We start from the raw sequence: 20,027 nt of genomic DNA on the forward strand, positions 1-20,027 counted from the left end.
ACGGAAAGGCACCTGCGTGTCGATGTCGACGCTTCTGCACAAATCCGGTCACGCAAGTAGACTGCCGTGTTTCAGGCCTTGCAGGAGCTTGCCATGACAGTCCGATTCCGCTGGTGGAGGTACACCGCTTTGCCCGCGCTGTTGCTGCTGCAAGGCTGCATGCCGCGCTCGGTGATCGTGCACGACGGGCTCGACACCACGGTCGTCGATCAGCACACCCGGCAGCCACTGGCCGGGGTGAGCATTATTGATGCAGGGGTGGTGGTGGCCCGCAGCGACGCGCAGGGGAGGGTACAACTGGCGCCCAGGCGCACCCTCAAGCTGGAGCCGCTGATGGGCGAGGCGAACGTGATGCTCAACCTGCTGGCCTGCAAGGACGGCTATACGCCGCAGCCGGTGGCCGAACGCCGTGGCTGGAATGCCGACTACGGGCCCAGCCAGGTGCATCGCGAGGTCATCGGCCTGCAGCGGGGGCAAACCGGTTACCAGTGCCCGCAGTAGAGGCCGCGCCGGCAAGGGCCGGTCTTGTGGGGGCACCGGTTTCGGGCGTCGGCGGGGCTACCCGCGCAGTGCCTTCACTTCGCCCTTCTTGCCGTCCGTTTCGCGCAGGTACTCCTCCAGCGAATCGTCCATCGCCTTCAGCCACCGCGTATGGTGCGGCACCGCTGCCGTGCCGGTGATCACCGAACGGTACGACTTGTCGCGATAGCCCATGATGTCGCTCTTCTTGTCGCTCTTCCACTTGAGGAAGATGCGGTTCACGGCATCGATATCGAAGCTGGGGTAGTCGGTCTGCGCGATCAGGTGCTTGATGTAGCGGCCCTGGAATTCGTACATCGAGGCGGTTGTGTCCAGGGCCTCTTCATCGGCGCGCCAGCTGGCACTGTCGGCCTGCATGTCGGCCTTGGCCGGCAACTTGATGCGCCCCAGCATGTAGTCGCGGGCGAACCAGGCCTGGGCGTCGAACAGGTTGAAGCTGTACCACAGGTCCTGCATGCCCAGGTAGATCAGCTGCGGGTTCTGCTCCCACACCACGCCCTGGTACAGGCCGGTTGGCCACAGGCGGTTGTTGGTCTTGAGGGTCAGTTCGTCGGGCAGGAACGGGAAGTGATGCTGGTAGCCGGTGCACAGGATGATCGCATCCACGCGCTTGTTCGAGCCGTCGGCGAAGAACGCCAGGTTGCCCTCGACACGTACCAGCTGCGGGCGCTCTTCCCAGCCCTTGGGCCATTTGTAGCCCATCGGCTGGGTGCGGTAGGCCGTGGTGATCGAGCGCGCGCCGTACTTGTAGCACTGCGAGCCGATGTCTTCGGCCGAGTAGCTGCTGCCGACGATGAGCAGGTCCTGGCCCTTGAACTCCATCGCCTCGCGAAAGTCGTGGGCGTGCAGGATGCGCCCGGCGAAGCGCTCGAACCCTTCGAATTCCGGTACGTGCGGCGTAGAGAAGTGCCCGCTGGCGACCACCACGTAATCGAACACCTGCTCGATGCCCTGCCCGGCGCTGTAGTCGTAGGCGCTGACGGTGAACTCGCGGGTGGTTTCATCGAAGCTGACGTTCTTGACCGCGGTGTTGAAGCGGATGTAGTCGCGCACCCCGGCTTTTTTCACGCGGCCCTGAATGTAGTCCCACAGCACTTCGCGCGGTGGGTACGAGGAGATCGGCCGGCCGAAGTGTTCGTCGAAGCTGTAGTCGGCGAATTCAAGGCATTCCTTGGGGCCGTTGGACCACAGGTAGCGGTACATGCTGCCGTGCACCGGTTCGCCGTGCTGGTCGAGGCCGGTGCGCCAGGTGTAGTTCCACATGCCGCCCCAGTCGGCCTGCTTTTCGAAGCAGACGATTTCGGGCATGGGGGCGCCCTGGGCATGGGCGGATTGGAAGGCACGCAGTTGCGCAAGGCCGGACGGGCCGGCACCGATGATGGCTACACGAAGAGTCATAGAGATTCCTGAACAGTTGAACGCTGAAAAAAATGCAAAGGCTCCCCAACCCCGAGCGGCAAAAGCCGAGGGTGGTGGAATTCAGGCGCTACGGTGCAGGTGGAGGGACGGGACGCTTGCGCATCTGGGCCAGCAGGATGTTGCCTGGCGGAATCGACAGTGCGTGGAACAGGGTCGAGAGCGGGGAAGGGGTGACTGTGTTCGGCCCGTAGCCATCAGCGCAGGGCGCAAAATGGGGGCCTGAAGGGCGAAAGATGCGTGTGATCTCGTTCATGGGGGGCTGGAATGGCCTCTTTTCGTTATGGTTTCCTTTTTATCTATAACGGATGGGGGTGGGGATATCAAGGTCGGCGACCCCACCGCCCGCCAGCGCGCAAACTCAATCAAGGCGCCCGAGCAAGGGTTTGCACCAGCGCGAGGGGGTGATGCCGTAGGCGTTCTTGAAGTGCCTGGACATATGGCTCTGGTCGAAGAAACCGGCCTCTACGGCTGCGTCCGCCAGGCACTGACCGGCGAACACCGAGGCCTTGAAACGGTCGAGGCGGCGCAGGGTCAGGTAGCGGTGGGGGCTGGTGCCGAAGTAGGCGCGAAAGTCCTTGGACAGGCTCCAGCGGTCGCGGTTGGCGCAGGCGGCCAGGTCATCCAGGGTGATGGGCTGCTCCAGGCTGTCATCCATGTACTCGCGGGCACGCCGGGCGGCGGCGTAGTCGTGGGCCTGCCTTGATGCCGGGCGCCCGCACACGGCCTGCAGCGCGCTTACCAGGCCCAGCAGCGCGTCGTCCTCTTCGAGCGGGTCTAGCCTGTCGTCCATGCTCGCGAGCATCGCGTGGGTGGCGGCCGCCAGGCGCGGGTCGCGGGAGATCCCGCCCTTGAGAAACGGCAACGGCTGGCCCCCGAGCACCTCCTGCACCAGCGCCGGGGTGAGGTAGAGCATGCGATAGCGAAACCCCGACGCCGAGCCCGCATGCCCGTCGTGCACCTCGTCCGGGTGCAGCACCAGGATCTCCCCCGGCAGGCTGTGCCGGCTGGCGCCGCGGTAGCTGAAGCTCTGCACCCCGGCCAGGGTGCGGCCGATGGCATAGGTATCGTGGCGGTGCGGGTCGAAACCGTGGGCGCTGAAGAAGGCCTCCAGGCGTTCGACCCTGGGGGACGGTGGGGCGTGTTTCACCCAGTCTTGCGGTGACGGTAGATCGAGCATTCTGCTCACCTTTCGAGCGATAAAGTCAGGCCGGCGACAACACAGGTTACAGCGTGCCGGCGTTTGCCTGAATGTGAATGTAGAAATCATGGAACATGAAGGCGGCGCACACGGCCAGGGCGATGCCCATCAGGCGGTTGAACAGGTTGAAGTACACCTCTTTGCTGATGCGCTTGCCCAGCACGGCGCCCAGCAAGGCGTAAAGGCCCGGCGCGCCGGCAGCGCCCAGGGCGATCAGCGCCGACACCGCGGCGATGCTGGCGCCGCTGAGGTGCGCGGCGGGGAACATCACGCTGGTGATCGGCAGCACCACCATCATGCCCTTGGGGTTGAGGGCCTGGATCAGAAAGCCGTTCCAGAAGGTCAGCGCCTTGGCGGGGGCATCGGACGATTGGGTGAGCTGGACCCTGGCGGTGTAGACCTTGAAGGCCAGGTAGCTGGTGTAGAGCCCGCCGGCCAGGGCGAGGTAGGGCAGCGCGGCCTTGGAGATGATGGCTTCGCCGGTGTAGCCGAACAGGATGAACAGCACGAACATCGCGCCGCCCACGCCAACGAAGAAGCCTGCGGTACGGCGGAACTGGCCTGTAAGGCCGGCGTTCAGGCCCATCACGTTCACCGGGCCGGGGCTGTACATCACGCTGAAGGCGTAGAGAAAGATTTCCATTGTGTCCCCTGCGAGTGTGGGTAGGTGGTGTGCAGGTGACGTTAAACGGCTGGCCTGCGGCTGGCTTGTACGTTTGTGGGTGCCACCCTGCAGGAGCCGGCATTGCCGGCGAAGAGGCCGTCCACTGCGGCGCAGGGCTGCGTTTACACACGCTTGGCCAGACACGTCTGAAGGACTGTAATATGCGGACAGATTTTGCGTGGGCGGTGCGCCTTGCTGGGGTTCAGGCAGGCCGTTAGGCTCCTGCGGTCGCTGAGCATCAGCGATCGGGTTTGGTCGCCCGAAACCAGTACGCAATTCTATGCAGTCAATCGACGTGACGGCGTTAGTTCGCCAGTTATCTCGAGTTATGACGGCTGTACGTGGGAGGCATTCGTGCCTGCCGGTTTTGCCTGCTGATCCGGTCGACCAACCTGCGTACAGCTGTCACCTATTTGTTTGGTCGCAGTGGGTGATGGCTCCTTCCAGCAGGAGTTTCATCGTGAAAAAACTTGTTCCCGATCCCCCGACTTCTCCCCGTTGCAACACTGGTGTCTTCTGTACCGGGCATGCCCCGTTCTTCCTGGTACGTGCTGACATACCCGAAGAAGACGCCCTGATGCATGCCTCGCTGTTGCTCAGAGGCATCTTCGACACCCTCCAGAAAGCCTGTTTGCACCCCGAGGACTCCACCAGCAAAGTTCTGCTGTGGGTCTCGTTGCATTCGACGGAATTAGCCAAGGTGCTGGTGGATGCGGTGCTCGATGGCATGGGCAATCGCAAGGCCACTGCGTAGAGGAAGCAACAGGGGCCGACCTGTTCAGCCCCTGTTGTGACAGACTTTCCGATCATGCTCGGAGCGCGATGCCGATGACCCAATTTGAAACCCAATCCACCTCACCCGACGGCCGCTATCGCATCGAGGCTGCACCGTGGGAAGCCGGCAACTCGCACTGGGTGTACCCGCCACGGATTATCGATGCCGTGTCGGGTGCCTGCCTGTTCGAGTTCCAGGACCAGCGCTGGTCCCTGGACCGCGCGGCATGGTTGAGTGATACGCAGGTCGAGCTGATGTTGCGCAGGTATCCAGGGCAACTTACAGGGCAAGGAATAAGGGTGTGGTTTGATTGCGCGGGGCGTGTCGCGAGATGCGGTGAGGGGGCAGGTGTTGAGTTTGCTGACCTTGAGCGTGCACTCGAGCGCCATGCTTGTGGGTAACTGAAAATCCATCGGCTACCAGCGATTCGAAGTGCAGGGCCCGGTCAGGCCATGGCCGGATGTTGGGTCTTTCTGGATGACGACCGGGATTTCATTGTTCGGGCGAATACCCGGCGTGGGTGCGCCTGGGTATTCGTTTCATGTCAGGGCTGTACACGGCTGTCGAACGGTTCGAAGTCGCGCTCGGTGAACGCTTCTGTCAGCACATTCGAACTGCACAGCCATTCGATCGCTTCCACCAGCCCGTTACCCGCGACGAGGGCGGCTTCACTGTGACGTGGCAGCACATAGATGCGCTCCGGGTCGCTGGGGTGAATGATGAGTTCGTCGCCGTCGTAGGTGTCGCCAATGATGATGCACTGCAAGGCCTTTTCTTTGGGCATCAGCTCCTTGTCGTCGTCCCAGAACCAGTACTGGTTGATGCGCTCAACCCACTGGGCCTGGCTGTTTTCGCCGTGCAGCAGTTGATGGGGCGGGTAGATGCGCACGTACACGCCGCCAAGAATGCCTTCGCCGAACTGCGTGACGTACTCGCGGTAGCCAGTGGGGAAGCGGGTACCCAGCACAGCTTGTGCCTGGTCCACTTCGGCGTCTGTGGACAGCACCAGCGGGCTGCCGGTAACAGTGATGTTTTCAAACATTGGGCCTGTCCTTTTGCGTGGTATCCAAGGGTGCAGGTTTTTAGCGTAACGGGGGCTTGGGGGCAAGGCTGCCACGTTCGCTGGATCGGGTTATCCTGCTCCCGTTTTTCAAGTGGCGGCACAGGCCGCAAGTGCTCTGGCTTGAGCATTTCAGTGAACCAGGCGATGGAACGATTTACCTATGACCGAACAGATCATCTACGGTGTTGAAGGCGAAAGCGACGAGTTCAAGGCCGCCGTGGCCAGTGCTCAGGCGACGTTCAAGTATTTCTGGCGAGAGCTGTCGTGGGAGGCGCGCAGGATCGTGAAGGGCCTGGACATGGCGGCTGTAAAAATGTCCTTCCCCATCGAGAGCGACGACCCCGAGGTACCCAGCGTCGAGAACATGTGGGTGAGCGAGATCGAGTTCGATGGGCAGTCCATCACCGGCGTGCTGATGAATGAGCCAAGCTGGGCCACCTCGTTCAAGGCCTGGGAGCCTGTGACGCTGCCGTTGGCCTTGCTGAACGACTGGATGTATGTGCGCCAGGGCCATGTATACGGCGGCTTCACCGTCGATGCGATACGCGCGGCCATGCCCGAAGACGAGCGCCTGGAGCACGATGAGGCCTGGGGTATGGATTTCGGTGAGCCGGGTTTGGTCGAAGTCGTCCCGGCTGCAGAAGGTCAGCAGCCTTGGCTGCTCTCCCGTACGTTGAACCGTGCTGAAGACCGGCAGACGCTGGCGGTGCTGGAATGCACCGAGCACCCGATGGCCTTGAACATGCGCGACAAGATCGAGGAGGGCGTGAGCGCACAGCCGCAGGTGGCCCGAGACTCGGATGACGAGGGATGGCTGATGCTACACCGCGAGGTGCTGGCGGGCAATTACACGGTGGTGGATGCGCTGTTGCGTCATGGTGCTGACCCGTTGCTGCCAAACGGCAACGGCCAGACTTCGCTGGCGTTGGCAGGCATTGCCGGTTGGCCGCGGATTCTGGCGTTGCTTGAAGGGCAGAGCGCCCACTAGCGTGGGGTGCCATTCGCCAGCAAGGCTGGCTCCTACCGACGGCGTGGTCCTTTGTAGGAGCCGGCCTTGCCGGCGATGAGGCCCGCCAACTCGCGTACAGCTGCCACCCCATGAGCGATACGCCATTGGGCCAGAGTGAAACCCAATCCACCGCACATCATCGACGCAGAATCAGGCGCTTGCCTGTTTGAGGTCGAGGACAAACGCTGGTCTCTGGACCGTGCGGCATGGTTGAGCGATACGTAGGTCGAGCTGATGTTGGGCAAGTATCCAGGGCATCTGACAGGGGAAGGGTTACGGGTGAGGGTTGATTGCGCGAGGCGTGTCGCGAGGTGCGGCGAGGGGGCAGGTGTTGAGTTGGCTGACCTTGAGCGTGCGCTCGAGCGCCATGCTTGTGGATAACTGAAAAACCATCGGCGTCGGCTTTTTCAGTATCACGCGATAGACGCAAAGCGCTCGATCACAGGTTGTTCGCGATGCTCGGCCTGCCACAGATCCCAGTCAGCCTGAATGGCTAGCCAGGTTCGAGCCTTGCCGATGCCGGCTCGTTCAAGCCGAACGGCGAGGTCCGGGCTGACAGGTGCATGGCCGTGAAGGATTCGAGACAGTGTTTCTCTGGCGTAACCGAGCCGGCGTGCAAACTCGGCCACCTTGATATCCAGGGCGGGCAACACATCTTCGCGCAAGGTTTCGCCTGGGTGCGGGGGGTTGAACATGGCCATTTGGGGGAACTCCTCAGTGGTAGTCGAGGTAATCAACCAGTTCAACGTCTGTGCCGTCGAATCGGAAAATTACCCTCCAGTTTCCGCTGATGGTCACTGACCAATACAAGGTCAAGTCGCCTTTGAGCGGGTGGAGCCTCCAACCGGGCATGTCGATGTCGCCCGCACAGGTTGCGCGATCCAGAAATGGAAGCAGGCGCGCAAGCCGCTTGGCATGGTCGGCCCGGATCCCTCGAGTCGAGCCGGTTTCGTAAAACGCCTTGAGGCCTTTGTGTTGAAAGCTCTTTATCGTCGATAAAGTGTGATGCATTACATCACACTCTACAATCGCCCTGCAATATCAAGGCACAAAGAGAAATTCGCTTTAATTTGGGTTCAGGACGACTACCCTGTAGCCGTGTACGAGGAAGATGGTAGCTCATGGGGGCGCTACGCCGACTTGCCTGAAATGGCCTGTGCCGGTGAACGGTTGAGGAAGCACCCCCATTCGGCTTTGCACAATTTTCCAACGCAAAGCTAATGGGCGGGAGGGGGGATAAGTGATTTTCTATCCACTTTTTTTTCCGTATGCTCTGTATTGACTAATACCGAAATGCCACCCCTGATCCGCCCCTCCACTCAAAAGGATGTGCACCAATGACGCTGGTTGTTCAAATCGAAGAAAAAAGGAAAGAAATTCATACGGATGCATACCCGATGTCAATCGGTGAGTTGGTCAATTTATATTTGGATAGTGACCTTGATATTCACCCTGAGTTTCAAAGAATATATAGGTGGACAGAGGTTCAAAAAAGCCGTCTTATTGAATCGATTTTATTGGGAATACCGCTCCCATCATTTTTCGTTGCTCAGCGTGAAGATGGTATTTGGGATGTCGTTGACGGTCTACAACGCCTATCAACGATTTTTTCGTTCTTGGGAATATATAAAAACGAAAACGGAGAAGTTGAGCCACCTCTTGTGCTAAAAGGTACGGAGTATTTACCAGCACTTGAAGGTATTGCTTGGAATGAAGAAACATCTCCAAACAATTTTTTCTCAGTGGATCTCCAGCGAGCATTCAAACGCGAAAAAGTTGACTTGAAAATCATCAAAAAAGAAAGCGATGATCAAACAAAGTATGAACTGTTCCAGCGGCTGAATACTTTTGGTAGCTCATTATCTGATCAGGAGGTACGGAACTGCCTTCTCATCATGATCGACAAAACCTTCTTTGATTGGATTAAGGAACTGGCAACCTACGAGCCTTTCCTTTCAACGCTCACTATTACCGGCAGGCAGTTTGATGAGCAGTACCATTTAGAATTGGCTGTTCGTTTTTTGATCCTTAAAGATAAGGCGCTAGCGGATCTTCGCGGAATACCTGATATCGGTGACTACATTACCAAGCAAATAAAAGATATTGCGTCTAATCCTGATTATGATAGAGCGGCAGAGGCTGAGAAGTTTAGAAAAACTTTTGACTTGCTCAGCTCAGCTTTAATGGACAACGCATTTAGAAAATATGAGGGCGGTCGGTATACCGGTGGATTTTCTCTGTCGATCTACGAGGTTATGGCGCTTGGACTCGGAAATAACGTACAAGCTTACGATTTGAACAATGCTGATCATCTTGAAAAAATAGTGAGCGTTTCGAAAGGTTTGCTTCAAGAAGAACGCTACACAGCAAAGCGGGGAGCTGGATACAAGGCCTCTGATAGACTTCCACATATACTTCCACTCGGTGTCGAGCTTTTGCGGATATGAAAATTCGATCAAGTCTCGAGTTCGAAGACTATGTAGCTAGTGAGTACGCTTGGCGGCGAAAGGAACTAACTAACATTTCAAACGTAGCGCGAGGGGGACGCAAAGGAATGCAAGAAACGTTGTTTCGAACTGCTATTCCAATTATTTATGCGCACTGGGAAGGCTTTGTAAAATATGTCTCGGTTGCAAAAATGAAGTACCTGATCTCTCAAAAATTCAAGTACTGCGATTTGCATCCATGCTTTCATGTGTATGCGATACTAGATGCAAACGAAGGCCAGCTACCAGCTAAGCGCTTTGAGGCTTGGGTTGAGATTACAAGTGGGAAAATAAACCTAGCGCAGCCTTTAAGCTCAAGCTCTATAAGTTTTATTGATGCCAAATCGAATCTCAACTCCGAAGTGTTGCGCGAGATAAGTGTGAAGGTCGGAGTTGATTATAAGATCTTTGAATTGAAAGCCAATTGGATTGATGGGACCCTGATCGATTTCCGGAATAGAATTTGTCACGGTGAGCGCGCACCAATAAGCGAGGAAGAGTTCGATAGTCTCTACAGTGAAACAACCGATCTTATAGATCTATATAAAAATGAGATATTGAATAGCGTATATCGAAAAACATACCTCAAAGAAACTCCGATTGCTACTTAACCTACATGTTCTAAGCATGCTAATCAGTAATAGCCTGCATGTGACGTAAACTTTAGTTTTAGCTGACGCTGAGCTAAACAATGCTGAATTATTAGACCTCGGACTTGGCCCATGAGCGAGCGCTGCTATTTGAAAATTCATTTGCACGACTAAGTCGAGTAGATCACACAGCACCTGCAACACGTTTGACTCATCCGATCCTAACCATGTTTTGGGCGCCTGCAGGCGCTGACTGACCCCGGCCACGCTTTTGCGCAGGCCCTGGATCTGCTCCTGCAGGTCGCCACCCACCGTGGTGTTGATCTTCTGCCCCACCACCAGGTTGAGGTCGCGGCCGGTGGCCTGGTGCAGGTCATCCACAGCCGCTAGGCTCGCGGATCCACCTGAAAGCAGCTTGAGCGCGCCCAGCGCCTCGATCTTCTTGATCCCACCCACTGACTCGGTCGAATGGTCGTCCACCGTCCTGGTGTGGCTCTGGAAAGTCTCGGTGTTGTCCTGGGCCTCTACCTCCCACTCGACCGCCTCGTCTTTGATCTCGCTGTCAGCTTGGCGAAGCCCGTTGCCGCCGTTCGCGCCGCCATATCTGGTCACCCTTAAGCAGGTTGGACAGACCAGCGCCTGAGCTACCATCGCCATTTTTCGGCCGTGCGAAGAAGCAACATTTTTGTTGCTTACGCAACATGACTGTTGCAGTGTGGCGGTGTCGAGATGGTGGGACTGCACATGAAGTACAGCGAGTTTCGACGATGGTTGCGAGCAAATGGCGTTACGTTCGTGCCTGCGAAGGGAAGCCATTTCAAGGTTTACCTCGGCAACCGACAAACCATATTCCCAGACCATGGCGCTAAGGAAATCAGCGAAGGTCTGAGAAGAAAAATCATCAAAGACCTGGGCCTCGGTGATTGAAGTCGAGCCCTATGGGAGGCCCAAAGGCCATGTATGACTATCCAGTAACCGTGCACGAGGAAGAAGGCGGCCCATGGGTGAGCTGCGCCGACGTCCCTGAAATGTCCAGCGCCGGTGATACGGTTGAGGAAGCACTTTTCGACGCGGTAGATGCCCTGGAGTCGGCGCTTTCCTTTTACGTGGATCAGCGCATTGCCATACCGCTGCCGTCTCCACCTGCACCTGGCCAGCCTGTGGTTCGGCTACCTGCTTTGACTGCGGCCAAGGCTGCACTGTGGAATACCATGATCAAGCAGAAGGTGACCAAGACCGAGTTAGCGCGCCGGCTGGGGGTGAATCGCCCCCAAGTAGATCGGTTGGTAGATTTGCTGCACCGCTCCAAGATCGAACAGGTCGAGCATGCACTGCAAGTGCTTGGCCAGCGTATCGAGCTGTCGGTGGTTGCAGCTTCGTAGGAAGGGCCGCTGCACACTCAGTACGCCAAAAACGAAAAAACCCGCCAAAAGGCGGGTTTTTCGGGGGTTTCAGAAACACTGAAAACTGTCTCTGCAACCTTGTGATGGTGCCGGCACCAGGAGTCGAACCCGGGACCTACTGATTACAAGTCAGTTGCTCTACCAACTGAGCTATACCGGCATAGGGGCGCTATTATAGCGATCGGTTTGGTTCTGTAAACCACTTCCGCTCAATCTTGCGCAAGGCCACGGTTCACGTGGCCTGCAGCCCTTCTACTACCACCCGCGATGCAGGCTTTCGGCCGTCGGTTCGGCCTTGGCCGGGTCGAACAGCATCGGCTTCTGTTCATGGCAGCCACGCTTGCCGCATTTCACGTAGCGATGCGGCTGCGCCGGCAGGCCGTTGTCGCCCAGCACCTGCATCTGCGGCATGTCCCAGCCCGCAAGGCTGTCGCCGCGGCTGGCGTGCCCACCGGCACAGCCACCCAGCAGCAGGGCAAAGGCCACCAGGGCGATGGTGTTGAAGGTGTTCATGGTCATGTGTGTTTTCCCGATTGCATCATGCGGCCCGCAAGCCGTCAGTCCTTGTTCAATATCCGGTGAATCGTGCCGCCACAACCCTGGTAGCACTGGTCGTACTCGCGCCCGCAATCACTCGACAGCCCCGCGCTGTAGGGGTAGCTCGGGTAGTAGCAACTGCGCCGCGCATCCTTCTTGCTCTTGCCCTGCTGGCAGTACTGGTAACTGCGCATCTCGGACTGGTACAGGGCCTGGTTGGCGTTGTCCTGCATGCGTGCCAGTTGCCCGCAGTAGTTGCGCTGCTGCGAGCACGCGCTGATGCACTGCATGCCGTGCTGGCTCGGCGGTGGCGAATAGCGATAGGTGTAGCTCGGCCCACAGCCGCCCAGCAGGCCGGCGGCCAGCAGCAGCGCTGCGCGCCAGTGAAAGGTGATGCTCACGAGAGGGTGTTCCTTGTTCAGTCCTCGCTGAATTCCAGCAGGTCTCCCGGCTGGCACTTCAGCGCGCGACACAGCTTCTCCAGGGTCTCGATCTTGAAACCCTTGATCTTGCCGTTCTTCAGCAACGATAAGTTAGCTTCGGTAATGCCAATAATCTCGGCCAGGTCTTTGGAACGGATCTTGTTCCGGGCCATCACGACGTCGAGCCTGATGATTATCGGCATGGGGCTAGGCTAGACATAACAGTTGTGTTCATCGCTGATGGTCTTGGCGTCACGCATGAGGAGGGAGAAGGCACACAGCAATATGCCCTTCATGATCTCGTAAACCGCCGCGGATGATACACCGATCCCCACGCTGAAGCTCCTTTCGCCTGGCGGCAGGTCGATGCAGAAGGCCAGGCCCTGCAAGGTGGCGATCACCGGCCACAGCAACGGCAGGCCGATGCACAGCAGGCCCACCCACCACAGCAGCTTGATGTTGGAGGCCGTCCACGTCTGCCCGCGTGACAGGCGGATGAAGAACAGGCCGGTGAGGTACAGGGCCAGTACCGACAGGCTGGCCGGGATCATGTCCAGGGTGATGACCAGTGCCTGGGCCAGGACGCTGGGCTGGAAGCCCGGCGCCACCAGCAGGGGCATCTGGTCGGCGAAGCTTTGCAGGTAGGCGGCCAGCACGTCGTGCCGGTCGAAAAGCCAGAACCAGGCATTGCAGCCAAATTCGGCCAGCGCCGTACCCCACGCCAGCAACGCCGCAAAGGCACCGATTGCACGCAGACGCGAGCGTGCGTAGGCCACTGTTTTGCTGTTCATGGTTTTTCCTTGGTCTGGTTTGAACGGGGCGGATTATTGAGCAAAAATTATCGCAGTACAATAATTAATTTGTGTGGGATGAGGTGGTGTGGCGATTTGACTCGCAGGGGGGCGGGGTCAGCGTTGCGGCCTTCGCGGTTCAGGCCCGCTCCCACAGGGGTCGCCGCCAACACTTGTGGGCGCGGGCTTGACCCGCGATTGGGCCTTACAGGCTACGCCGGGTTTGGTAATTATAATTTACGGGCCTTGCAGCCACCTTTCAGGGGCTTTCACCAAATAACGAATGATCCGCAGCAAAATTCATTAGGCATTCTCTATCGATTTGACTTCCACAATGCCTTCAGCTAATTTGTTGTGCATTATGTTGAACACTCAAGCGTTGCCGCTCCTCACCTCCCGCCTGGTTTCCCGTGAACGTCACTGGACCGGCGACCTCTAGCGCCACCCTCCCAAACCCCGGCTTTTTTGCTGACGCCCCGTCAGCCCCTCGCGTTTTTCGTAATGCCCATGGGAGGGCACCATGCGTTCCTGGATCTATCTGTTCATCGCCATCGTGGCCGAAGTGATCGGCACCACGTCGATGAAATTCGCCGCCGATCATTCGCCGATTCTCGGTCACGCCCTCATGTACGCCATGATCGGCCTGTCCTACGGCTTCCTCGCGCTCGCCGTGAAGCGCGTGCCGCTGGGTGTGGCCTACGCCCTGTGGGAAGGCATCGGCATCGTGCTGATCACCGTGGTCAGCGTCACCTGGCTGGGTGAAAGCATCGGCCTGCTCAAGGCCCTGGGCCTGGGCGTGATGATCGCGGGTATCCTGCTGATCAAGTCCGGTACCCGCAGTGCCCGCCGTGAAACCACCGGGGAGGCCCTGCCATGCTGAGCCTGCAAGTGATCCCCTTTGCCTGGTTGGCACTGGCCATCGTGCTCGAAGTGCTCGCCAACCTGCTGCTCAAGTACTCCGACGGCCTGCGCAAGCGCTGGGTCGCGGCGGCGTCGATCGTCTGCGTGCTGGCTGCCTTCACGGCGCTGGCCCAGGCGGTCAAGGACATCCCCCTGTCGATGGCCTACGCCATCTGGGGCGGCTTCGGCATTCTTGCCACCGTGGCCATGGGCTGGGCCCTGTTCGGCCAGCGCCTGGCCGGCCGCGGCTGGCTTGGCCTGCTGCTTCTGCTGGGCGGCATGGGCCTGCTGAAACTGGCCTGATCGCAGCCCTTAGAGCCATTCGCGAAAATGCTTATGCACAAGCTGCATGCCAACTCGGCGCGTAGTGCATCGCCAGTGGCCAGCCCGTTCGTCTTTGCGCAAATGGCTGTTTTTGCTCAGGTTTAGAAGGTGAACAAAAAATGACCAGCTGTCGCCAGCCCTTGTCGGGCGGCTTTTTCAGCGATTCATCAAAATGTTGCGCACAGACTTATCCACAGGTTTGCACGTCAACCGCGCTCTGCCAAAAGCATCAGATTCCGAGGCGTGAGAGGGTAGGGGCAGAAGCTGCCAAGGCGCACCTTGAAGCCCTGTTCGCCCAGGTACAGTGCGCGATCCAACACCAGCCATAGCTCCAGCGGGCGGCGGAACAGGTTGCGCACCTGTTCAAGGTTGCGCACCCGGGCCAGTCGCGCCCAGCCAGCCTGTTCCAGTGCCGCCCAGTCGGGCGCACCCGTTACCTGCAGCCCCTTGAGTTCGGCCAGGTCCTGGCAGTACTGGGCGAAGGGCTTGTGCAGCCAGTGGCTGGGCAGCGAAGGGGTGGGCAGGTAGCTGTCGCAGCCGCGTACCTCGCGCTGCAGCAGGTCGAAGCCCAGGCGCCGCGCCATCGACGCGTCACGCTGGCGGCGCACGCGGTTGCCGGCGGTGACGGTTTCGCTCAGCGGCAGGCCCAGGTCGTCGACCGACAGGCTCAACGTCGAAGCTTGAGCGGCTGTGGATAACGGTTGGTAGTGCGCTGCGCTGATACGGTTGTAGCAGCACGGCGCAATCGCCAGCTGACGGCAGCCGCCAGCGCTGGCCAGTTGCATCAGGCGCACGTGCAGGTCGCCGCAGGCATGCAGCGCAACGGCGGTGTGCTGGCTGCCCAGCTGGGTGGCGGCATCGGCGGCCATCACGTCCTGCAGGCGATGCTCCGCAGGCAAGCGGTGGTGCTGGCTGAGCTGTTCGCCGGCCAACACCAGCGCGGGGTCGTGTTCCAGGCAGGTCAGTTGCTGCGCCGGGCCCAGCAGGCGCCGGCCCAGGTGCCCCTTGCCCGCACACCAGTCCAGCCAGTGCGTGGGCTGGCGGGCAAAATCAAGGCGCCCGGCAAAGGCCTCGATCTGCTGCCATTTGCGCCCTGGCACGTCCACGTTCAGGCGCGGGTTGGCAGGGGCCAGCTCGATTGTGGATAACTCGCCCACCGCCGACAGCGCCTGGCACTGTGCGGCCAGCTGTGGATAAGGCGCGGGGGCATGTTCAGGCGGGGTGTCGGCCTCGCTCAGCGGCCGCTGGCGCAGCCAGTGACTCAGGGCGGGGTGCTCGCGCTCCCACGGCAGGTGCAGCTGGGTAAACGGCCGCGGCCGCCACAGGCCCTGGTGCTCCAGCAAAAAGCTGTCCAGGGCCTGGAAGCGGCTATGCAGTGGCTCGCCCTGCAGTACCTCAGCGGCCCTGGCAGGCATCGACCCGCAACCAGCGCTCGAGCACCTTGAAGCCCTGCACCAGCAGGAACGAGATCAGCAGGTAGAACAGGCCGGCGGCAAAGAAGATCTCCACCGGCAGGTAGGTACGCGCGATGATCGTGCGTGCCATGCCGGTCAGTTCCAGCAGGGTCACGGTACTGGCCAGGGCGCTGGCCTTGAGCATCAGGATCACTTCGTTGCTGTAGGCCGGCAGGCCGATGCGCGCCGCGCGCGGCAGCATGATGTAGAACAGCGCCTTGGCCCGGGACATGCCCAGCGCCCGCGCCGCCTCGATCTCCCCGCGCGGGATGGCCTGCAGCGCGCCTCGCAGGATCTCGGCGATGTAGGCGGCAGTGTGCAGGGTCATGGTCAGCACGGTGCACCAGAACGGATCGCGCAGGTACGGCCACAGGGCGCTGTTGCGCACGATCTCGAACTGCGCCATGCCGTAGTACACCAGAAACAGCTGCACCAGCAGCGGCGTGCCACGGAAGAAGAAGATGTAGCCATACGGCAGCGCGCGCACGTACCAGTGGCGCGAGGAGCGGGCGATGCCCAGCGGGATGGCCAGGATCAGCCCGGCGATGACCGCGATGGCCACCAGCTCCAGGGTCAGGGTTGCGCCCTGGGCCAGGCGTGGCAGCCACTTGATGATCACTTCCCAGTTCATTGGTTGGCCCTCGCGAAGCCGCGTGCGGCGCGTTTTTCCAGGAAGTGCATGCCGATCATCGCAAGGATGGTCAGGCCCAGGTAGATGATTGCCGCCACCATGTAGAAGGTGAACGGCTGCTTGGTCACGGTCACGGCCACCTGCGAGTGGCGCATGATCTCTTCAAGGCCGATCACCGACACCAGCGCGGTGTCCTTCATCAGGATCATGAACAGGTTGCCCAGGCCGGGCAGGGCGATGCGCCACATCTGCGGCAGGATCAGCCGCGAGAAGATCCGCGCCTTGGACAGGCCCAGGGCCAGGCCCGCTTCGCGGTGGCCCTTGGGGATGGCCAGGATCGCGCCACGGAACACTTCGGTGGCATAGGCACCGAAGCACAGGCCCAGAGCGATCACGCCGGCAGCAAAGGCGCTCAGCTCAAGGCCGGGAATATTCAGGAGGTCGCCCAGCTTGCTCATCAGGCTGACGGTGCCGAAGTAGATCAGCAACACCCACAGCAGCTCGGGCACGCCGCGCACCAGGGTCGAGTAGAAACCGCCAAGCCACTGCAGCGGCTTGTACGGCGAGGTCTTGGCCAGGGCGCCGAGCAACCCCAGCACCAGCCCCAGGCACAGGGCCGACAGCGCCAGTTGCACGGTCATCAGGGTGCCAGCCGCCAGGGCCGGACCGAATCCGTAGAGATCAATATTCATGGGCAGGCTTGTTCAGGGACGGGCACCGCCGCAGGGGCGGTGCCGGTCGGGCGAATCAATAGATGCTGAAAGGGAAGTACTTGTCGTTGATCTTCTTGTAGGTGCCGTCGGCAACGATTTCCTTGAGGGCGGCGTTCAGCCTGTCGCGCAGCTGGGTGTCACCCTTGCGCACGGCAATGCCGACCTTGTCGCTCTCGTTGACCGGGTCGCCCTTGAACTCGTAGTTCTTGCCGGCATCGGACTTGAGCCAGTCGTAGTTGGCGTACTTGTCGGCCAGGATGGCGTCCAGGCGGCCGGAGGTCAGGTCCAGGTAGGCGTTTTCCTGGCCGTCGTACAGGTTGACCTTGAAGTCGCCGTCCATGCCGCCGTTGTCGTCCAGCCAGGTTGCGGCCTGGGTGGCGCGCTGGGTGCCGATGGTCTTGCCCTTGAGCGAGGCGCGGTCGGTCTTGAAGTCGACGTTTTTCGGGGCGATGAACTGCTGCTTGTTGGAGTAGTACGGGTCGGTGAAGTCAACGGCCTGCTTGCGCTCGTCGGTGATCGACAGCGACGAGATCAGGAAGTCGAATTTCTTGGCGTTCAGGGCCGGGATGATGCCGTCCCAGTCGGAGGTGACCACTTCGCATTCGACCTTCATCTTGGCGCACAGGGCGTCGCCGATGTCCTTGTCGAAGCCTACGACCTGGCCGCTGGCATCCTTGTTGTTGAAGGGCGGGTAGGCTGCTTCGATGCCCATTTTCAGCTTTTCGGCGGCCATGGCGTTGGCCGAGAACACCAGGGTGGCGGCAGCGGCCAGGAGGAATTTCTTGTAGTTCTGCATGCGTGTTGCTCCGTTAGCGGTTGCTGGACATGAATTGTTTACAACGCGCCGAGTTCGGGTTTTCGAAAACCTGCTGCGGCGATCCTTGCTCTTCCACCAGGCCCTGGTGCAGGAAGATGACTTCACTGGACACCTGCCGGGCGAAGCTCATTTCATGGGTAACCAGTAGCATGGTACGGCCTTCTTCGGCCAGCGCGCGGATCACGTTGAGCACTTCCTGGACCATTTCCGGGTCCAGCGCCGAGGTGGGCTCGTCGAACAGAATGACCTTGGGCTTCATCGCCAGGGTGCGCGCAATGGCGGCACGCTGCTGCTGGCCGCCGGAGAGTTCGGCCGGGTAGCTGTGGCGCTTGTTGTGGATGCCGACCTTGTCCAGCAGCGCCTCGGCGTGCTCGATGGCCTCGGCCTTGCTCTGGCCGAGCACCCGGCGCGGCGCCTCGATGATGTTGTCGAGCACGCTCATGTGCGGCCACAGGTTGAAGTTCTGGAACACGAAGCCGATCTCGCTGCGCAGGCGGTTGATCTGCCTGTTGTCGGCGGCGACCAGTTCGCCGTTCTTGCCGGCCTTGAGCCTGAGCTCTTCACCGGCGACCAGGATCTGGCCTTCGTGGGGGTTTTCCAGCAGGTTGATGCAGCGCAGCAAGGTGGACTTGCCGGAACCGGACGACCCCAGGATCGAAATCACGTCGCCGTCGCGGGCGGTCAGCGAAATGCCCTTGAGAATCTCCTGCGCGCCGTAGCGCTTGTGCAGGTTGCGGATTTCCAGCGCGGGCGTGGCCTGGGCCATGTGCGGTCCTCTTGAGTTCTGGTGCGTGCCTGCTGTTGTCGGCCTTCCTGGCGAGGCGCAACGCTAGCATAGCGCTCGAACGACAGCCAACAACGGCGGGCGGGGCGAAGGGCCTGTGGGCAGGTGGGTGTCGCATCGATGCAGCGGACTGTCGCGCGGATGACCGCGCGCCCCATTTCCACGGGCCGTAGCCGTGATGAAAAAAGGCGCGATGGTGCCAGTTTTGGCCGATGCTGGAAAGCCGTTTTTGACCGGTTGCACAGCATCCGGGGGTTTTGCCGGCCCTGGGCTGCGGCGCAACCCGGGTCGTTGCTCAACCGAATTTCTTCTGCTTGGAGACGATCTCCGAGGCCTGCACATAGGCGTCCTGGAACTCGTCGCTCTCCAGCCACTGCATCGCTTGGGCCTCTTCGGTGCCGTCCAGCCAGTGGCGGTAGGCGCAGAACACCTTGCAGATGTAGTCGGTGGAGTGTTCTTCCTTGTGCCCCTTGAGCACCAGGGCCAGCAGCGGGTCGACCAGGAACACGGCAATCATCGAGGCCAGGCCGGTGTCCTGGGCCTGTTTCATCTTTTCGAACAGCGCGGTGTAGCTGCCCGATTCCATGGCCTTGGTGAACACCTGCTCGACGCTGGCGCTGGCGCTCTCGCCGCTGCTCTTGACCGCCTGGCCGCTGCGTACCATGCGGTTCTCGCGGGCCTTGCTGGCGGCGCGCTTGGCGCGTTTTTGCTGTTTGCTGCTGGAAGCCATTGCGGGTAATCCTTGAAAGAAGGTGATGCGTGGCGCTATTGAACCTCACTCCCTCGGCAAACCCAAGCCTGTGTCGCCGCGTGCAGCAGGGGCGTGCCGCTAGGGCAGCCGCCCGCACAGCGCATTGCCTTCATAGCCGTGCATGATCGGCGCCAGGAACATGAACGGGCCGCAGGCATTGAGGTAGGGGTTCTTGTCGACGCTGTGGGTGGTGTACATCAGCACGCGCTCGTCGCCGAACCTGTCGTGGCCGAACGCGGCTTCGGTGTAGGTCGAGCACACCGGCAGCTTCAGCGGCACGGGCAGCACCACCAGCCACAGGCTGATGCCGCACCATTCCCGGGTGGCTTCGGAACGTTCGGTGCGGGTGATGTGCGGGGTGATATCACGGCCGAGCAACTGGCGGTAGGTGTCGGTCTTTTCGACGCGGGTCTGGGGCGAGGCGGACTTGAAGCCGACGCAACCGTTCAGGCACACCAGCGCAAGCGCCGTCATCACAAGCCTTTTCATCCATGAACCCTGGTAGGCGCCGGCCTGGCCGGCGAAGGTGACGACCTGGGGAGCACCAAATCGCAGGCAATAAAAAACCCCAAGGAATCACTTCGCTTGGGGCTTTTCGGTATTAGTGGTGCCCAGAGACGGAATCGAACCGCCGACACGGGGATTTTCAATCCCCTGCTCTACCGACTGAGCTATCTGGGCAACGGGGCGCATTAAAAGCGTTTTTCGGATTTGCGTCAACGACTTTTTGAAAATTTATTAAATTAATTCCGTCGC

At 60.1% G+C, this 20,027-nt stretch carries 27 protein-coding genes and 2 tRNA genes; 9 read left to right on the forward strand and 20 right to left on the reverse strand.

Annotated elements, in window-relative coordinates:
* Positions 1-93: 93 nt before the first annotated feature.
* Positions 94-501: a hypothetical protein gene (locus DN388_RS13660; protein ID WP_255000412.1), complete on the forward strand. Its 408-nt coding sequence runs from the start codon at positions 94-96 to the stop codon at positions 499-501.
* 57 nt (positions 502-558) lie between these two features.
* Here DN388_RS13660 and DN388_RS13665 read toward each other — a convergent pair whose 3' ends face one another.
* The 3 genes from DN388_RS13665 to DN388_RS13675 form a co-directional block, all read right to left on the reverse strand.
* Positions 559-1,938 (reverse strand): NAD(P)-binding domain-containing protein, encoded by a 1,380-nt coding sequence (locus tag DN388_RS13665; protein WP_100632945.1) that lies wholly within the window; start codon positions 1,936-1,938, stop codon positions 559-561.
* Between the two features lie 379 nt (positions 1,939-2,317).
* Complete coding sequence (locus DN388_RS13670) at positions 2,318-3,136, reverse strand: AraC family transcriptional regulator (protein WP_054915940.1); 819 nt, start codon at positions 3,134-3,136, stop codon at positions 2,318-2,320.
* A gap of 46 nt (positions 3,137-3,182) precedes the next feature.
* Positions 3,183-3,800: a LysE family translocator gene (locus DN388_RS13675; RefSeq protein ID WP_043859804.1), complete on the reverse strand. Its 618-nt coding sequence runs from the start codon at positions 3,798-3,800 to the stop codon at positions 3,183-3,185.
* A gap of 481 nt (positions 3,801-4,281) precedes the next feature.
* On the opposite strand from DN388_RS13675, the gene DN388_RS13680 reads away from it, so the two are divergent.
* Positions 4,282-4,575, forward strand: coding sequence for a DUF3077 domain-containing protein (locus tag DN388_RS13680; RefSeq protein WP_082405771.1), 294 nt, complete (start codon positions 4,282-4,284; stop codon positions 4,573-4,575).
* 565 nt (positions 4,576-5,140) lie between these two features.
* Here DN388_RS13680 and DN388_RS13685 read toward each other — a convergent pair.
* Positions 5,141-5,638 (reverse strand): SMI1/KNR4 family protein, encoded by a 498-nt coding sequence (locus DN388_RS13685; RefSeq protein WP_043859806.1) that lies wholly within the window; start codon positions 5,636-5,638, stop codon positions 5,141-5,143.
* A gap of 181 nt (positions 5,639-5,819) precedes the next feature.
* Between DN388_RS13685 and DN388_RS13690 the strand changes: the two genes are divergently transcribed.
* A complete protein-coding gene (locus DN388_RS13690) occupies positions 5,820-6,647 on the forward strand; it encodes a DUF2314 domain-containing protein (RefSeq protein WP_255000420.1) in 828 nt (275 codons plus the stop codon).
* Between the two features lie 434 nt (positions 6,648-7,081).
* On the opposite strand, the gene DN388_RS13695 is transcribed toward DN388_RS13690, so the two are convergent.
* Positions 7,082-7,369, reverse strand: coding sequence for a HigA family addiction module antitoxin (locus DN388_RS13695; protein ID WP_043859808.1), 288 nt, complete (start codon positions 7,367-7,369; stop codon positions 7,082-7,084).
* Between the two features lie 13 nt (positions 7,370-7,382).
* Positions 7,383-7,679, reverse strand: coding sequence for a type II toxin-antitoxin system RelE/ParE family toxin (locus tag DN388_RS13700; RefSeq protein WP_255000423.1), 297 nt, complete (start codon positions 7,677-7,679; stop codon positions 7,383-7,385).
* Between the two features lie 326 nt (positions 7,680-8,005).
* Here DN388_RS13700 and DN388_RS13705 point away from each other — a divergent pair, with 326 nt between their 5' ends.
* Together DN388_RS13705 and DN388_RS13710 are read left to right on the forward strand one after the other, a co-directional pair.
* Entirely contained in the window at positions 8,006-9,115 is a 1,110-nt protein-coding gene (locus DN388_RS13705) for a DUF262 domain-containing protein (protein ID WP_255000425.1), read from the forward strand.
* A complete protein-coding gene (locus DN388_RS13710; protein ID WP_255000427.1) occupies positions 9,112-9,765 on the forward strand; it encodes an MAE_28990/MAE_18760 family HEPN-like nuclease in 654 nt (217 codons plus the stop codon). Before DN388_RS13705 ends, DN388_RS13710 begins: the two co-directional genes overlap by 4 nt.
* Here DN388_RS13710 and DN388_RS13715 read toward each other — a convergent pair.
* Positions 9,694-10,560, reverse strand: coding sequence for a hypothetical protein (locus DN388_RS13715; protein WP_255000429.1), 867 nt, complete (start codon positions 10,558-10,560; stop codon positions 9,694-9,696). The genes DN388_RS13710 and DN388_RS13715 overlap by 72 nt on opposite strands.
* Here DN388_RS13715 and DN388_RS13720 point away from each other — a divergent pair.
* Both DN388_RS13720 and DN388_RS13725 read left to right on the forward strand, forming a co-directional pair.
* Positions 10,489-10,671, forward strand: a complete 183-nt coding sequence (locus tag DN388_RS13720) for a type II toxin-antitoxin system HicA family toxin (RefSeq protein ID WP_255000431.1) — start codon at positions 10,489-10,491, stop codon at positions 10,669-10,671. The genes DN388_RS13715 and DN388_RS13720 overlap by 72 nt on opposite strands.
* Before the next feature lie 29 nt (positions 10,672-10,700).
* Entirely contained in the window at positions 10,701-11,126 is a 426-nt protein-coding gene (locus tag DN388_RS13725) for a type II toxin-antitoxin system HicB family antitoxin (protein WP_255000434.1), read from the forward strand.
* 105 nt (positions 11,127-11,231) lie between these two features.
* On the opposite strand, the gene DN388_RS13730 is transcribed toward DN388_RS13725, so the two are convergent.
* The 5 genes from DN388_RS13730 to DN388_RS13750 all read right to left on the reverse strand — a co-directional run bounded on the left by DN388_RS13730 (position 11,232) and on the right by DN388_RS13750 (position 12,897).
* Positions 11,232-11,307: transfer RNA gene (locus tag DN388_RS13730), tRNA-Thr, on the reverse strand.
* A 95-nt stretch (positions 11,308-11,402) separates the two neighbouring features.
* Complete coding sequence (locus DN388_RS13735; protein ID WP_054915796.1) at positions 11,403-11,666, reverse strand: hypothetical protein; 264 nt, start codon at positions 11,664-11,666, stop codon at positions 11,403-11,405.
* Between the two features lie 38 nt (positions 11,667-11,704).
* Positions 11,705-12,085, reverse strand: a complete 381-nt coding sequence (locus DN388_RS13740; protein ID WP_043862226.1) for a hypothetical protein — start codon at positions 12,083-12,085, stop codon at positions 11,705-11,707.
* Between the two features lie 17 nt (positions 12,086-12,102).
* Complete coding sequence (locus DN388_RS13745; RefSeq protein WP_043862225.1) at positions 12,103-12,309, reverse strand: helix-turn-helix transcriptional regulator; 207 nt, start codon at positions 12,307-12,309, stop codon at positions 12,103-12,105.
* A gap of 9 nt (positions 12,310-12,318) precedes the next feature.
* Complete coding sequence (locus DN388_RS13750; RefSeq protein ID WP_043862224.1) at positions 12,319-12,897, reverse strand: hypothetical protein; 579 nt, start codon at positions 12,895-12,897, stop codon at positions 12,319-12,321.
* Positions 12,898-13,417: 520 nt separating this feature from the next.
* On the opposite strand from DN388_RS13750, the gene DN388_RS13755 reads away from it, so the two are divergent.
* Complete coding sequence (locus tag DN388_RS13755) at positions 13,418-13,777, forward strand: multidrug/spermidine efflux SMR transporter subunit MdtJ (protein ID WP_043862223.1); 360 nt, start codon at positions 13,418-13,420, stop codon at positions 13,775-13,777.
* Positions 13,771-14,100 carry a multidrug/spermidine efflux SMR transporter subunit MdtI gene (gene mdtI / locus DN388_RS13760; RefSeq protein WP_043862222.1) on the forward strand — a complete coding sequence of 110 codons (330 nt, stop codon included), beginning with the start codon at positions 13,771-13,773 and terminating at the stop codon, positions 14,098-14,100. The genes DN388_RS13755 and mdtI overlap by 7 nt, the downstream gene beginning before the upstream one ends.
* Positions 14,101-14,327: 227 nt before the next feature.
* Here mdtI and DN388_RS13765 read toward each other — a convergent pair whose 3' ends face one another.
* The 8 genes from DN388_RS13765 to DN388_RS13800 form a co-directional block, all read right to left on the reverse strand.
* Complete coding sequence (locus DN388_RS13765; RefSeq protein ID WP_058541658.1) at positions 14,328-15,536, reverse strand: methyltransferase; 1,209 nt, start codon at positions 15,534-15,536, stop codon at positions 14,328-14,330.
* The gene (locus DN388_RS13770; protein ID WP_043862220.1) at positions 15,517-16,206 is read right to left on the reverse strand and encodes an ABC transporter permease; all 690 of its coding nucleotides are present in this window, start codon (positions 16,204-16,206) and stop codon (positions 15,517-15,519) included. Before DN388_RS13770 ends, DN388_RS13765 begins: the two co-directional genes overlap by 20 nt.
* Positions 16,203-16,898 (reverse strand): ABC transporter permease, encoded by a 696-nt coding sequence (locus DN388_RS13775; protein WP_043862219.1) that lies wholly within the window; start codon positions 16,896-16,898, stop codon positions 16,203-16,205. The genes DN388_RS13770 and DN388_RS13775 overlap by 4 nt, the downstream gene beginning before the upstream one ends.
* A 55-nt stretch (positions 16,899-16,953) precedes the next feature.
* Positions 16,954-17,715 (reverse strand): ABC transporter substrate-binding protein, encoded by a 762-nt coding sequence (locus DN388_RS13780; protein ID WP_043862218.1) that lies wholly within the window; start codon positions 17,713-17,715, stop codon positions 16,954-16,956.
* A gap of 13 nt (positions 17,716-17,728) precedes the next feature.
* On the reverse strand, positions 17,729-18,502 hold the full coding sequence (locus DN388_RS13785) for an ABC transporter ATP-binding protein (RefSeq protein WP_054915791.1): 774 nt from the start codon (positions 18,500-18,502) through the stop codon (positions 17,729-17,731).
* 313 nt (positions 18,503-18,815) lie between these two features.
* The gene (locus tag DN388_RS13790) at positions 18,816-19,250 is read right to left on the reverse strand and encodes a hypothetical protein (RefSeq protein ID WP_043862216.1); all 435 of its coding nucleotides are present in this window, start codon (positions 19,248-19,250) and stop codon (positions 18,816-18,818) included.
* A gap of 99 nt (positions 19,251-19,349) precedes the next feature.
* Positions 19,350-19,760, reverse strand: coding sequence for a hypothetical protein (locus DN388_RS13795; RefSeq protein WP_054915790.1), 411 nt, complete (start codon positions 19,758-19,760; stop codon positions 19,350-19,352).
* 116 nt (positions 19,761-19,876) lie between these two features.
* Positions 19,877-19,952, reverse strand: a tRNA-Phe gene (locus tag DN388_RS13800).
* Positions 19,953-20,027: the final 75 nt, after the last annotated feature.

It is taken from the genome of Pseudomonas sp. S12(2018), assembly GCF_024355235.1.
Lineage (GTDB): Bacteria > Pseudomonadota > Gammaproteobacteria > Pseudomonadales > Pseudomonadaceae > Aquipseudomonas > Aquipseudomonas palmensis.